The sequence below is a fragment of the Nitrospirillum amazonense genome (assembly GCF_029594735.1).
Taxonomy (GTDB): domain Bacteria; phylum Pseudomonadota; class Alphaproteobacteria; order Azospirillales; family Azospirillaceae; genus Nitrospirillum; species Nitrospirillum amazonense.
On sequence record NZ_JARPAF010000004.1, the window covers coordinates 1092322 to 1105312 of the forward strand.

Here is a 12991-nt window from a genome sequence, read left to right on the forward strand (position 1 = left end):
TGCCCTCAGCCACGGACGATGCGCTCCAGCCCGTTCATGTAGGGGACCAGAACCTCGGGCACGCGGATGGAGCCGTCGGCCTCCTGATAATTCTCCATCACGGCTAGCAAGGCGCGGCCCACCGCCACGCCCGAACCGTTCAGGGTGTGGACGAACTGGGTGTTCTTGTCGCCCTTGTTGCGCCAGCGGGCCTTCATGCGGCGGGCCTGGAAGTCCCCGCAGTTGGAGCAGCTGCTGATCTCGCGATACATGTTCTGGCCCGGCAGCCAGACCTCAATGTCGTAGGTCTTGGCGGCGCTGAAACCCATGTCGCCGGTGCACAGGGTGACGGTGCGGAAGGGCAGGCCCAGGCGCTTCAGCACCGTTTCCGCCGCTTCAGTCATGCGCTCATGCTCGGCGGCCGACTGATCGGGCGTGGTCACGCTGACCATTTCCACCTTGTAGAATTGGTGCTGGCGAATCATGCCGCGGGTGTCGCGGCCGGCAGCACCCGCCTCGGCCCGGAAGCAGGGCGTGCGCGCCGTCATGCGCAGCGGCAGTTCCTCGGCATCCAGGATGCTGTCGGCCACCAGGTTGGTCAGCGGTACCTCGGCCGTTGGGATCAGCCAGTGGCCAGTGTTGGTCTGGAACAGATCCTCGGCGAACTTAGGCAGCTGGCCGGTGCCGTACGCGGCCTCGTCCCGCACCATCAGGGGCGGCGACACCTCGGTATAGCCGAACTCACGGGTGTGGGTGTCCAACATGAAGTCGCCCAGCGCGCGCTCCAGCCGGGCCAGCGGACCCTTCAGCACCGTGAAACGGGCACCCGACAGCTTCGCCGCACCGCTGAAGTCCATGAAGCCCAGGGCCTCCCCCAGGTCGAAATGCTCCTTGGCGTTTTCGATCACGGGCGGCGTGCCGACGCGGTGGCGCTCCACATTGTCGTGCTCGTCCTTGCCTTGTGGCACGTCGGCGGCCGGCAGGTTGGGGATGGTCGACAGCAGGCGGTCCAGCTCTTCCGACAGCGCCTTCTCGGTGGCCTCGGCCTCCGCCATGCCTTCCTTCAGGCTGGCGACCTCGTCCATCAGCGGCTGGGCGTCCTTGCCGTCCTTCTTGTAGGCGCCGATCAGCTTCGACGCCTCGTTCCGGCGGGCCTGCATGTCCTGCAGCGCCGTCTGCGCCGCGCGGCGGCGGGCATCCAGGTCCAGCACGACGGCGGACTGGGGCGGCAACCCGCGGCGGGCCAGGCCGCCGTCAAAGGCTTCGGGATTGTCGCGGAGAACGCGGAGGTCATGCATGGCAGGCTTCTTGGAAGACGGTTAGACGTTGGTCACCGACTTATAAGCGGGAAGCCCCACCGGGGTCCAGTCCGCCCGCCATTTGGCCCTACCCCGGCGTCACGCCCGGCATCAGCCGGACGTGCCCCCGCCATTCGCGGCCTTCTCTTCCGCCTCCGCCTTCGCCAGCTCCCGCGCCCGGCTGCGCTCGATACGGCGGGCGGCGAACACCGACACCTCGTACAGGACGATCATGGGTGCCGCCAGGGTGGTCTGGCTGATGGGGTCGGGCGGCGTCAGGATGGCGGCCAGCACGAAGATCAGCACGATGGCGTAACGGCGCTTGGACGCCAGCTGGTCGGCGCTGAGGATGCCGACGCGCACCAGCAGGCTGAGCAGCACCGGCATCTGGAAAGCGATGCCGAAGGCGAAGATCAGCGACATGGCGAAGGACAGGTATTGTTCCACCCGCGTCTCGGCCACGATGGGAACAACCCCTGCCCCGCCCTTCTGCTCAAAGCTGAGGAAGAAGCTGAGCGCCGTGGGCATCACGAAGAAATAAACCATGCAGGTGCCGAGCAAAAACAGCACCGGCGTCGCCAATAGGAAGGGCAGGAAAGCCTTGCGCTCATGCTTGTACAGCCCGGGCGCCACGAACTTCCAGATCTGCTGGGCAATGATGGGGAAGGCGATCAGCGCCGCCGCCCACAAGGACACCTTCACATAGGTGAAGAAGGCCTCGGTGGGCGCGGTGAAGATCAACTTATGCTCCGGCGCATGTTCACCCCAGGCCTTGACCATGGGGACCAGCAGCCAGCCGTAGATGCGGGCGGCGAACTGGTAGCAGACCAGGAACGCGACCAGCAGGGCGGACAGGGAAATGATCAGGCGGTTGCGCAGCTCGATCAGATGATCCAGCAGCGGCATGCGCGAGGCGTCGATTTCGTCTTGGGTGGGGTCGGCCATGGGGCGCTGGCCCTATCAGGATTTGGTCAGGGCCGGCGCATCGGCGCCAGCGTGTTCGGCGTGCGGCGCCGGGGCCCCGGCGGGCGTCACCGGCACGGGCTCGACCGCCGCCTCGGGCGTGGACTCCGGCAGGATCAGGGGCATGGCGGGCGACCCGATGGCCGGCAACTCCGGCTCCGCCGGCTTGGCATCGGCCGACATCTCGACCGCTCCCTCCGGGGCGGCCGTCGGCGCGGGCGTGACCTCCGTCGCCGTCGGCGACGCGGTAGGGTTGATCTCCAGGGCCTGGCGCACGCTGTCGGTGGGGTCCACCATCTTGGTGACCTCGGCCGTCAGGTCGAATTGCGCCACCTTCTGGGCCTGCTTGCGCAGATCCTCAAGCTCGGCCTGACGCACCATATCGTCCAGGTGGGACTGGAAGTCGCGGGCCAGCAGGCGCGCCTTGCGCATCCACTTCCCGGCGGTATAGAGCGCCACCGGCAGGTCCTTGGGCCCGATGACGACCAGCGCCACCACACCGATGAGCGCGAGTTCGGACCATGCGATGTCGAACATGGGCGGCGTGCCTTATTCCCGACAATTCTCCGACGTCGGCACACAACGGGCGCGGGCGCAGTTGCGCCCCGGCCGTTCCGGCGCGACGGATCCGTCCAGCGGGGCCGGCGACCGCCTGGCCCCGAGCCGGTTCAGCCCTTGGAAACGGTGTCCTTGGGCGCGGAGGTCGTCGCGGCGTCCGTGTGGCCGTCGATCGAGCGAGGCGCCGAGGCGCCGCCTTCTTCCTGTTCGTTCAGGCCGGCCTTGAAGTTCTTAATGCCCTTGCCGAAGTCGCCCATCATGCGGGGCAGGCGGTTGCCGAACAGCAGCAGGGCGATGAAAAGAACGATCAGCCAGTGCCAGATGCTAAAAGAGCCCATGGGTGGGTCCCGTGTCCTGAATAAGGTGTAGGTCGATAACGACGCCCGTGAAGGCGCGGCACTATGGCATGGCGGTGCCGCCCGCCGCAATGCTTGGCCTCCCTCAGATGGGAACGACCGACGCCCGATGTAACCCCCTCGCCCGGCGCCGGTCATCCCGTCGCATCAGCGCCACGCCCAGCGGTCACCGGACTGGGTTACATAGCGATCGACGACATAGCGCCAGGGGATGATGAACCAGTAGATGGCACCGATACCCACCGCGAAGATGTTTTCCGCCATGCCGTCGTCGATGTGACCGGACATCCAGGCCGGCAGCGCCACCCGCGCCAGCCAGATCATTTTCCACGTCAATTCGAACATCAACAGGGGCAGCATCTGCAGCGGATAGCGCACGCCCAACAGGCACAGCAACGTCAACGCCCCCAACATGCAACGGACCACGCCCTGGTTGAAGCTCCAGTTCGCCGCCGGGTCGAGGATCTGGGGCCAGGTCAGCCCGCCCATGGCCAACGCGATCAACAGATAGCCCGCCCGCAACAGATAAAGCCGAAACACCGATATCGTCATTTCCCTGTCCCCCGTTTTGATTTTGATGGGCACGCCCGGCGACCGGGCCCTATTCCACATCGCGCAGGATGCGTTCCACCGCAGCAAGGCTGGCGGCCAGCTTGGCCATGTCGCCCGTCAGCGCCGCCAGGGCGGCCTGGGTCTCCGCCTGGGCCGCGACCGCCCGCTCGGCCAGGGCGCGATAGCCGGCCTCGGTCTCCAGCTTGGCGCGGGCCGCCACGGCGGCGGAGAAGTACTTGAAGCCGAAGATCAGCACGAAGGTGCCGAAGAACAGCAGCAAGGTAAGGAGATAGATACTGGGCGACATTCCTTTGTTCCTTCAGCTCAAAGTCTCAATCGGTCTTGGCGCTGAGCGTCGCCACCGCCTGGACCAGCAGGTCCGGCGTCAGATCCACTGCAAAATCCGCGACCGCGAAGAAGTTCAGCGCCTTACCGTCCGGCGACAACTCCAACTGGCTGGTAACCAGCCCCGCCTCCTCCAGCTTCTGCAGATGCAGGTGCAACAGCGGCCGGCTGATACCGACCTGCCGCGCCAGCTGGCTGACGTAGCTGCGACCCTCGGCCTTCAGCATGGCCAGGATCCGCAGCCGGTGCGGATTGGCCAACGCCGACAGCATCGTCAGCAGGTCGTCTCCGGAAATGGACAAGCGCAAACCCCATCGAACATGTGTCAGTAAATTCTTACAGGTGTCAGCGAATTGCAAGCGCCTTTTTCGGCACCCGCATCGCCCCCACTTCCCAGGGCTTGACGGACGGCGCCGGCTGGCGTCTCTGGCCCCACACGGTTTCAGTTTTGTTGAAGGCAAGGTCTGGTCATGAGCGACACCCCCACCATCCCTTCTGTGCACGTCATCGGCGGCGGCATGGCCGGCAGCGAGGCCGCCTGGCAGCTGGTGCAGGCCGGCGTGCCCGTGGTGCTGCATGAGATGCGGCCCGTGCGGGGGACGGAGGCGCACCAGACCGAGCATTTCGCCGAGCTTGTCTGCTCCAACTCCTTCCGTTCCGACGATCATGAATACAATGCGGTGGGCCTGCTGCATGAGGAGATGCGGCGCTGTGGCTCCCTCATCCTGGCCTGCGCCGATGAGCACAAGGTGCCGGCCGGCGGCGCGCTGGCCGTGGACCGCGACGCGTTCGCCCAGGCGGTCACCGCCAAGCTGACCGCCCACCCGCTGGTGACCGTGGTGCGGGACGAGGTGGCGGGCCTGCCGCCCGAGGAGTGGGACAGCGTCATCGTCGCCACCGGCCCGTTGACCTCACCCGCCCTGGCGCAGGCCGTGCTGGACCTGACGGGGGAGGCGCAGCTGTCCTTCTTCGACGCCATCGCCCCCATCGTCCATTTCGACAGCATCGACCTCAGCAAGGCCTGGTTCCAGTCGCGCTACGACAAGGTCGGCCCCGGCGGCACGGGCAAGGACTACATCAACTGCGCCATGGACAAGGCTCAATACGAGGCCTTCATCCAGGCCCTGATCGAGGCGCCCAAGACCGAGTTCAAGGAGTGGGAAAAGGACACGCCCTATTTCGAAGGCTGCCTGCCCATCGAGGTCATGGCCGAACGCGGCCTGGACACCCTACGCTACGGCCCGATGAAGCCGGTGGGCCTGACCAACCCGCATGACGAGCGCCGTCCCTATGCCGTGGTGCAGCTGCGCCAGGACAACGCCCTGGGAACGCTGTACAATCTGGTCGGTTTCCAGACCAAGATGAAGTATGCCGACCAGACACGGGTGTTCCGCATGATCCCGGGCCTGGAGAACGCTGAGTTCGCGCGCCTGGGCGGCCTGCACCGCAACACCTTCCTGAACAGCCCCCGCCTGCTGGACCCGACCCTGAAGCTGAAGGCCGCGCCGCGCCTCCGCTTCGCCGGCCAGATCACCGGCTGCGAGGGCTATGTGGAAAGCGCCTCGGTAGGCCTGATGGCGGGACGCTTCGCCGCGGCCGAGCGGTTGGGTCGCGCCCTGCCCACCCCGCCCGTCACCACGGCGCTGGGCGCCTTGCTGAACCACATCACCGGCGGGGCGGAGGCCGAGACCTTCCAGCCCATGAACGTGAACTTCGGCCTGTTCCCAGCGCCGGAGGAGCGGGATGCCCGCGGCCGCGAGCTGCGCGGCAAGGAACGCAAGCTGGCCTACACGCGGCGCGCGCTCAACGACTTGGCAGATTGGTTGGGGTAAGGGACCCCTATTACCACCTGCCGCTAAATGCCGCCCAAGCCAGCCGCGCAGCCCGCAGGCCGTCCGGGCGCAGCAGCTCTGGGGCCAGTGGGTCGTGGCCGGCCTTGGCCAGCCGGTCCAGGGATAGGCTGGCCAGACGGGCCGGCAGCAGGGCCGGCACGGCGGCGCGGGGCAGCGCGCCACGCAGACGCCGGGCGGCGGCCAGTTCCGCACGCGCGGCGTCTGCGATCTCCTTGGCCACGGCGGCCAGACCGGGGTGGGGCTTCAGCTCGAACAGCTGGGCCTCATCGGCACCGTGCCTTTGCATCAAATCCGCCGGCATGCGCGAGCGGTGGGCGCGTGCCAGGAAGGGCACGGCGCGCAGGATGCCGGCCAGGGCCCATCCACGGCCGACGTGGGTCGCCACCGTCGCGGCGGCCCCCTCAGGCGCGACACCCAGGATCTGCAACGCCAGGCGCACCAGCGGGGCGGACGTCACCTCGGCATAGTTCACCAGGCAGGCGAGATCCGCCGGCGCCGCGTCGTCCATGTCCGCCTCACGCGCATCCACAAGCAATTCCAACTGCGCGCGATCCAGGCCGTGGCGCTGCGCCGCCTGGGCCAGGGGCTGCACCACCTCGTGCCGGCGGGGTTCGCCCTCATAGATGCCGGCGATGCTGTCGCGCCACCATTGCAGACGGATCTGGCCCAACATGGGCTCGGTCACCACTTCACGCGTCTTCGCCACCTCATGGTTGAATGCGTACAGCGCGGCCAAATCCTCCCGCCTGTCCGCCGGGACGAACAGCAGGGTCAGGAAGCGGTCCGGATCCTGACGGCGGACGGTTTCCAGGCAATAGGACAGGGTGGGCTGGGCTGAGGGGGCCATGGCGCTGCGCATCCGGCGGGAAAGAGGCCGCCTTTATGAACCGCCCGCCCCGCCCCTGACCAGCGCCACCTTCATCACCCCGCCTCTCTCCCAAAGGACGATAGCCGGCCGCCGCCGCGCCGGGGTCGGCGTCTTGACGATCTTCGCCAGAATGCTAAGATACGTTTATAGAAAATATTTTCGTTATACGAAAAAAAACGGGGAGGACAACGATGCCGCCAGCGGCCGTGCACGGGGATCGCCTGACACCTGACCACCACCTGCGCCGTCGCCAGGCGCACTCCGCCTTCACCCGGACGGCCTCGCGGCTGGCACTGACGGCCGCCCTGCTTTCCGGCGGCGGCGCCCTGGGTCAGACCAGCGCCGCGAGCGACAACAGCGCCGTTGGCCAGCTGGAGGACATCCTGGTCATCGCCCGCAAGCGCTCGGAAAAGCTGACGGACGTGCCAGCGGCGGTGACGGCTTTCACCGAGGCGCAGATCGAGGCGTCGGGCATCACCGCGCCCCGCGACTTCATCGCCATGACACCCAACGTCACGCTGGTGGAAACCCAGAACGTGGGCACGGCGTTCGTGGTCGTGCGCGGCATCGGCCAGGCGCGCAACAGCGAGCCGTCGACCGCCGTGGTGGTTGACGGGGTGCAGCAGGTGAACCCATCCCAGTTCAACCAGGATCTGTTCGACATTTCAGGGATCGAAGTGCTGAAGGGCCCGCAGGGCGGCCTTTACGGCCGCAACGCCATCGGCGGCGCCATCCTGATCACCACCAAGGAACCCACCGACAGCTATGAGTTCAAGGTCAAGGCGGGGGTGGAGAACGGCCCGGGCTATACCGAGCAGGCCACGGCCAGCGGCGCCATCGTCCCCGGCAAGCTGAAGTTCATCGGCTCCATCAGCCACACCAGCAACGACGGCACCATCAAGAACACCTACCTGGATACCGAGGCCAACCCGGTCAAGCAGACCTCAGGCCGGCTGAAGCTGCTGTTCACGCCCACCGAGGATCTGACCGTGGACACGCGCTTTTCCATGTCGGAACTGGATACGCGCGGCTTCTACTACAACATCGTCAGCGACGTGAACGACACCAGCCTGCCGGTGCGGGTCAACAACGCCGGCATCGACAACCGCCGTCTGCTGGATGCCTCGGTCAAGGTCGACTGGAACCTGGGCTTCGCCACCGCCACCTCGGTCACGGCCTATGACGTGGTGCGCGAGATCGTCACCGGCGACGCCTTCGACTTCCTGCCCATCAACGAATCCTTCTTCAAGGGACTGCTGGGCTTCGACATGAACCAGAGCCAGTTCCTGGACGTAAAGGCGGTCAGCGAGGATTTCCGCCTGACTTCGCCCAACGAGGGCTTCCTGCGCTGGATCGTCGGCGGCTATCTCATCCATACCGACCGCTACATCTCCACCGGCAACATGGTGGACACCGGCAACGGCGTCTTCCCCGTCTACCGCAGCCCCAGCACCAACCCGCTGAACCCGCAAGCCACCTTCCTGGCCGACAGCCAGGACAACAGGGCCTGGGCGCTGTACGGCGACCTGACGGCGGAACTGACCGACCAGCTGGAGCTGGCGCTGTCGCTGCGCTACGACAGCGACAACCGGCGCAACACCACCCTGACCCCCACCGCCTTCCTGCCCAACATCCCGGGCTTCCCCCAGGGGGTCAGCGGCGAGGTGCGCGAGCGCACCTTCGACCGGGCCCAGCCCAAGATCGTGCTGCGCTACAAGCCGGACACGACCACCACCCTGTATGCCGACTGGGGGCGTGGCTTCCGCAGCGGCGGCTTCAACCAGACGGGCGTGGGCGCCGTGGCCGCGGCCAACGGCATTCTGGGCGTATCCGACGTGTTCCAGGCGGAATGGGCGGATACCTATGAACTGGGCTTCAAGAAGACTCTGTTCGACCGGCGGCTGGAGGTGGAGGGCGCCGGCTTCTACACCCGCTCCCACAATCCCTATTTCTTCGTCTTCCTGGCCGCCAACTCCACCCAGAACCTGGGTAACCTCGGGCTGGTGGAATACAAGGGCGCCGACGCCGGCCTCACCGCCCACCTGACGGACAGCCTGCAGGCCAGCATCGGGGCGGGCTACACCGACAGCAACATCACGGAAGCCACTGACCGCACCGTCATCGGCAACCAGGCGCCCGGCGTTTCCAAGTACACCATCAACGCCGCCCTCCAGCACACCTGGGACTTCGATAAAAGTTCATCCCTGGTCTCCCGTCTGGAATACCAGCGCATCGGCGACACCTATTGGGATCCGCAGAACTCCACCGTGCGCGACCCCGTCGACCTGGTGGATGTGCGCACCACCTACACCCGTGACGACTGGTCCGTGGCGCTGTGGGCAAAGAACGTCTTCGACAAGCGCTACAACGCCGAATATTCGCCCGGCGGCTTCGTCTTCAAGGCCCTGCCCCGCCGCTTCGGGGCAGAGGCCACCTTCTGGTTTTGACTCCTTGCTTCCCAGCCCGGCCGGAGCATCCGCCGGCCGGGCGGATAGGCCGCCCCGGGCGCGTTCCGGGGCGGCTCCTTTTTATCAGGCGGCCTGCTTGGCGGCCACGCCGGCCACGAAACGGCCCTGGGCGCGGGCGATGGCCAGTTCGTTGGCGCTGGGCTGGCGCTCGCCCTTGGGGCCGGCGATGGTGCTGGCGCCGTAGGGTGTGCCGCCCGTGACCTCATCCATCACCGTCAGGCCCGGCTCGGAATAGGGTACGCCACAGATCACCATGCCGTGATGCAGCAGCGTGGTGTGGATGGAGGTCAGGGTGGTTTCCTGGCCACCGTGCTGGCTGGCGGTGGAGGTGAAGGCGGCCCCCACCTTGCCGACCAGCGCCCCCTGGGCCCACAACGGCCCCGTCTGATCCAGGAAATTGCGCATCTGTGCGGCCATGTTGCCGAAGCGGGTGGGCGCACCGATGATCACGGCATCGTAGCGCCCCAACTCCGCCGGATCGGCCAGGGGGGCCTTCTGGTCCAGCTTGGCGTGCGCCTTGGCCGCCACGTCCGGCGGCATCAGCTCCGGCACGCGCTTGACCGTGACCTCGGTGCCGGCCACCTCGCGGGCCCCATCGGCGATGGCATAGGCCAGCGTCTCCACATGGCCGTAGGTGCTGTAATAGAGGACCAGGACCTTGGTCATGGCGGCGTTCTCCATGGTGTTGAGGGTGGGATCAAGGTTGGGTCGGTCAGCGCGACAGCCAATCCACCAATAGGGTGGTGGTGGCCTCGGGCGCCTCCAGCGTCACCATATGGCCGCAACGGGGGATGATGGCCAGGCGACCCTCAGGAATGGCCTCGGCGATGGCGGCCTGCTGCGCGGGCGGGCTCCACGGGTCATCCTGCCCCCCCAAGACCAGGGTGGGGCAAGCCAAGGGTGGACACGTCAATGTGGAAAGCACGTCACGTGCGTCCCGGCGGTTCAGCGCCGCCCGGATCTGGCCCTCATGGATGGCAGGGGTGGCCCGGCACCACATCGCCTCCAACCGCCCCACCAGCTCCGCATCCCCGCGGCAATCAGGATGCAGCACCGGCGGCAGCCAGCGCCGGGCCAGCGCCGTCATGCCCTGTTCCCAGGCGAAGCGGATCAGTTCCTCCCGCTGCGCCGCCTCGCCGGGCAGCACGGGATGCACGCCCGTGCTCAGCAGGGCCAGCCGCTCCACCCGCTCCGGCGCCTTGCGCATGATCTCCAGCGCCACCCGGCCGCCCATGGAATGACCGGCCAGCGCGAACCGAAGCGGGGCGTCGTCCAGCACCCGGTCGGCCATGGCGTCGAAGCTGTCCTGGCCCCAGAGGTCCGCGACCTGGATCATCCGGCGGGAGGATAGGGCCGCGATCTGCGGTTCCCAGACGGTGCGGTCGCACAGCAAGCCGGGCAACAGGACCAGGGTGGGCGGGGGGACAGGATCGGACGCCATGGATATCGCTCTCCCTGCGACTTTAAATTCGTTTATCGAATTATTTTTCTAATATCGTATGGTAGCAGCACCCACCACGCGGCGCAATCGCTGGCGGCCCCTGCCGTCGCTTGACAAGGACAAGCGGCCAAGCCGACCCTCCCGCCGCCTGGTTGACACGATTTGAAAAAGCGAAGGATGCGCGGCATGGATGAGGACGCGGGCACGGAGGGCGAAGGCCGCCGCGAAGAGATGGCCGGGCTGGCCAAAGGCCTCAGCGTGCTGCTGGCCTTCAACCACGACCACCCCAGCCTGTCGCTCAGCGAGATCGCCGCCATCACCGGCCTGGCGCCGGCCACCGCGCGCCGCTGCCTGCTGACCCTGCAGTCCCTGGGTTATGTCGGCTCGGTCAAGCGCCGCTTCTTCCTGCGCCCCAAGGTGCTGGACCTGGGGGCTGCCTATCTGGAGGCCCTGGACATCGAGCGCCTGGCCTCCGTGCCGCTGACGGAATTGGCCAACGCCACGTCGGACAGCGCGTCGATCAGCGTGCTGGATGGGGAGGACATCATCTATGTCGCCCGCGCCTCCGTCCGCACCCTGGTGCGGCTTGAGGCGCATGTCGGCAGCCGCTTCCCCGCCTTCGCCACCGCCATGGGCCGCGTGCTGCTGGCCGCCTTGCCCGACCCCATGCTGCGCGCCTTCCTGGACAAGGCGGCCATCGCGCCCATCACCGAGAAAACCGTGGTGGACCGGGACCGTCTGTTCGACCTGATCACCCAGGTGCGCAAGGATGGCTACTGCGCGGTGGAGGATGAGCTGGCCTACGGCGTTGTCTCCCTGGCCGTGCCCCTGAAGGATCAGGGTGGACGCACCATCGCCACCCTGAATTCCGCCAGCCACTCCAAACGCTATGCCAAGGACCAGCTGGTGGCCGAACGCCTGGACCATCTGCGCGGCGTGGCCGAGCAGATTTCCCGCGAACTGCGCCGCCTGCCCTCGGGCAACGGGCTGCTGCCCGTGGCCGATACGGTCGCCCTGGGCCGCTGATGGGTCGGCGCTAATCAGCCGGGCCAGGCGCCGGGGTTCTCGGCCAGGGCCGCGCGGATGCCGGCGCTGTGCTGGCCCAGCAGCGGGGCTGCCACCACCGCGTCGTCGCGGGCACCACCATAGGCGAAGGGCGAGCGTACCAGGCGGCTTGCCCCCTCGATCCGCCTGGCCACGGGCACCAGCATCTGCAGGTGCTCCACCTGTGGGTCCGCGACAGTGTCTGCAATGGAATTCACGGGGGCGAAGGGCAGGTCCGTATCGCTCAGCCGCGCCACCCACTCCGCCCGCGGCCGGGTCGCGAAAATGGCGTTCAGCGCGGCCACCAGCTGTGGATAATGGTCGATGCGCGCCAGGCGGGTGGCGAAGCACGGATCCTGGGTCAGGGCCTGCCCCCCGATCCCGGCCACCAGCGCGTCCCAGAACTTCTCTAGCGACGACATGTGCACGGCCACATGCTTGCCATCGCCGCAGGTCAGGATCATGGCCTGGGCCAGGCGGGGCCGATCCATGCCCGTCGGCACTTCGCCCAGGGCGAAATAGCCGGCGAACGGCTCGATGGCGAAGTGCATCATCGCCTCCAGCATGGAGATTTCCAACAGGCGACCCGTACCCGTCCGCCCCCGTTCCACCAGCGCGCCCAGAATGCCCAGGGCGGCATACAGGCCGGTGATGGCGTCGGCCAGGGCGGGGCCCAGCAGGCGCGGGTTGGCGGGGTCGATGGCGACACTGAGGAAGCCGCTCAGCGCCTGGGTCACGCTGTCATAGCTGGGCCGGCGGCTGTAGGGCCCGTCCGGGCCGAAGCCGCTGATGGAACAATAGACCAGCTTGGGATTCACCGCCGACAGGTCGTCCCAGCCGGCACCGATGCGGCCGGCGACGCCGGGACGGAAGTTCTGGATATAGACGTCGGCGCTGCTGACCAGCCCGTGGAACAGCGTGCGGTCCTCCGCCTTCTTCAGGTCCAGGCACAGGCTGCGCTTGGCATGGTTGTAGGCCTGAAAGTGGGCACTGTAGTGCCCGTCCTTGAAGGTGCGGTAGGGGTCCCCACCTTCGGGCGATTCGATCTTGATGACGTCCGCCCCCAGGTCCGCCAGCAGCATGGCGGCACAGGGACCCGTGATGAAGGTCCCCTGCTCCACCACCCGTATGCCTTTCAGCACCTCAACCATCAGCCTGCAACCTTTCGACTATCCGTTCTTCTTATGCGCGCGGCATTTGACCGTGACCTCTCAAATGCCCCCTCAAGCGCCGGCGTCAGCATCCGCTGACCTGGCTATCCTCGCT

Annotated in this window: 14 protein-coding genes; 3 read left to right on the forward strand and 11 right to left on the reverse strand. The window is 67.1% G+C overall.

Going from position 1 to position 12991, the window contains the following annotated elements:
- Nucleotides 1-5: 5 nt before the first annotated feature.
- From serS to P5F91_RS25640, 7 genes are all read right to left on the reverse strand, one after another.
- Nucleotides 6-1277 carry a serine--tRNA ligase gene (serS, locus tag P5F91_RS25610; RefSeq protein ID WP_145610050.1) on the reverse strand — a complete coding sequence of 424 codons (1272 nt, stop codon included), beginning with the start codon at nt 1275-1277 and terminating at the stop codon, nt 6-8.
- Nucleotides 1278-1388: 111 nt separating this feature from the next.
- On the reverse strand, nt 1389-2222 hold the full coding sequence (gene tatC / locus P5F91_RS25615; RefSeq protein ID WP_277908638.1) for a twin-arginine translocase subunit TatC: 834 nt from the start codon (nt 2220-2222) through the stop codon (nt 1389-1391).
- A gap of 15 nt (nt 2223-2237) precedes the next feature.
- Nucleotides 2238-2777, reverse strand: a complete 540-nt coding sequence (gene tatB, locus P5F91_RS25620; protein WP_145610052.1) for a Sec-independent protein translocase protein TatB — start codon at nt 2775-2777, stop codon at nt 2238-2240.
- A 131-nt stretch (nt 2778-2908) separates the two neighbouring features.
- Nucleotides 2909-3136 carry a Sec-independent protein translocase subunit TatA gene (locus P5F91_RS25625; protein ID WP_004271790.1) on the reverse strand — a complete coding sequence of 76 codons (228 nt, stop codon included), beginning with the start codon at nt 3134-3136 and terminating at the stop codon, nt 2909-2911.
- Between the two features lie 165 nt (nt 3137-3301).
- Nucleotides 3302-3739 (reverse strand): hypothetical protein, encoded by a 438-nt coding sequence (locus P5F91_RS25630; protein WP_211106901.1) that lies wholly within the window; start codon nt 3737-3739, stop codon nt 3302-3304.
- Between the two features lie 16 nt (nt 3740-3755).
- A complete protein-coding gene (locus tag P5F91_RS25635) occupies nt 3756-4013 on the reverse strand; it encodes a hypothetical protein (protein WP_145610053.1) in 258 nt (85 codons plus the stop codon).
- Between the two features lie 25 nt (nt 4014-4038).
- Nucleotides 4039-4353, reverse strand: coding sequence for an ArsR/SmtB family transcription factor (locus P5F91_RS25640; RefSeq protein ID WP_211106902.1), 315 nt, complete (start codon nt 4351-4353; stop codon nt 4039-4041).
- A 168-nt stretch (nt 4354-4521) separates the two neighbouring features.
- Here P5F91_RS25640 and trmFO point away from each other — a divergent pair, with 168 nt between their 5' ends.
- Nucleotides 4522-5883 carry a methylenetetrahydrofolate--tRNA-(uracil(54)-C(5))-methyltransferase (FADH(2)-oxidizing) TrmFO gene (gene trmFO / locus P5F91_RS25645; protein ID WP_145610054.1) on the forward strand — a complete coding sequence of 454 codons (1362 nt, stop codon included), beginning with the start codon at nt 4522-4524 and terminating at the stop codon, nt 5881-5883.
- 10 nt (nt 5884-5893) lie between these two features.
- On the opposite strand, the gene P5F91_RS25650 is transcribed toward trmFO, so the two are convergent.
- The gene (locus tag P5F91_RS25650) at nt 5894-6751 is read right to left on the reverse strand and encodes a phytoene/squalene synthase family protein (protein ID WP_145610055.1); all 858 of its coding nucleotides are present in this window, start codon (nt 6749-6751) and stop codon (nt 5894-5896) included.
- Between the two features lie 212 nt (nt 6752-6963).
- On the opposite strand from P5F91_RS25650, the gene P5F91_RS25655 reads away from it, so the two are divergent.
- Nucleotides 6964-9219, forward strand: coding sequence for a TonB-dependent receptor (locus tag P5F91_RS25655; RefSeq protein ID WP_277908639.1), 2256 nt, complete (start codon nt 6964-6966; stop codon nt 9217-9219).
- Nucleotides 9220-9303: 84 nt separating this feature from the next.
- Here the strand turns inward: P5F91_RS25655 and wrbA are convergent, their stop codons facing one another.
- Both wrbA and P5F91_RS25665 read right to left on the reverse strand, forming a co-directional pair.
- Entirely contained in the window at nt 9304-9906 is a 603-nt protein-coding gene (gene wrbA / locus P5F91_RS25660; protein WP_145610056.1) for an NAD(P)H:quinone oxidoreductase, read from the reverse strand.
- A gap of 46 nt (nt 9907-9952) precedes the next feature.
- Complete coding sequence (locus P5F91_RS25665; RefSeq protein ID WP_145610057.1) at nt 9953-10681, reverse strand: alpha/beta fold hydrolase; 729 nt, start codon at nt 10679-10681, stop codon at nt 9953-9955.
- Nucleotides 10682-10867: 186 nt separating this feature from the next.
- On the opposite strand from P5F91_RS25665, the gene P5F91_RS25670 reads away from it, so the two are divergent.
- The gene (locus P5F91_RS25670) at nt 10868-11707 is read left to right on the forward strand and encodes an IclR family transcriptional regulator domain-containing protein (protein WP_186454667.1); all 840 of its coding nucleotides are present in this window, start codon (nt 10868-10870) and stop codon (nt 11705-11707) included.
- Between the two features lie 14 nt (nt 11708-11721).
- Here the strand turns inward: P5F91_RS25670 and P5F91_RS25675 are convergent, their stop codons facing one another.
- Nucleotides 11722-12876: a CaiB/BaiF CoA transferase family protein gene (locus P5F91_RS25675; protein WP_277908640.1), complete on the reverse strand. Its 1155-nt coding sequence runs from the start codon at nt 12874-12876 to the stop codon at nt 11722-11724.
- Between the last annotated feature and the right edge of the window lie 115 nt (nt 12877-12991).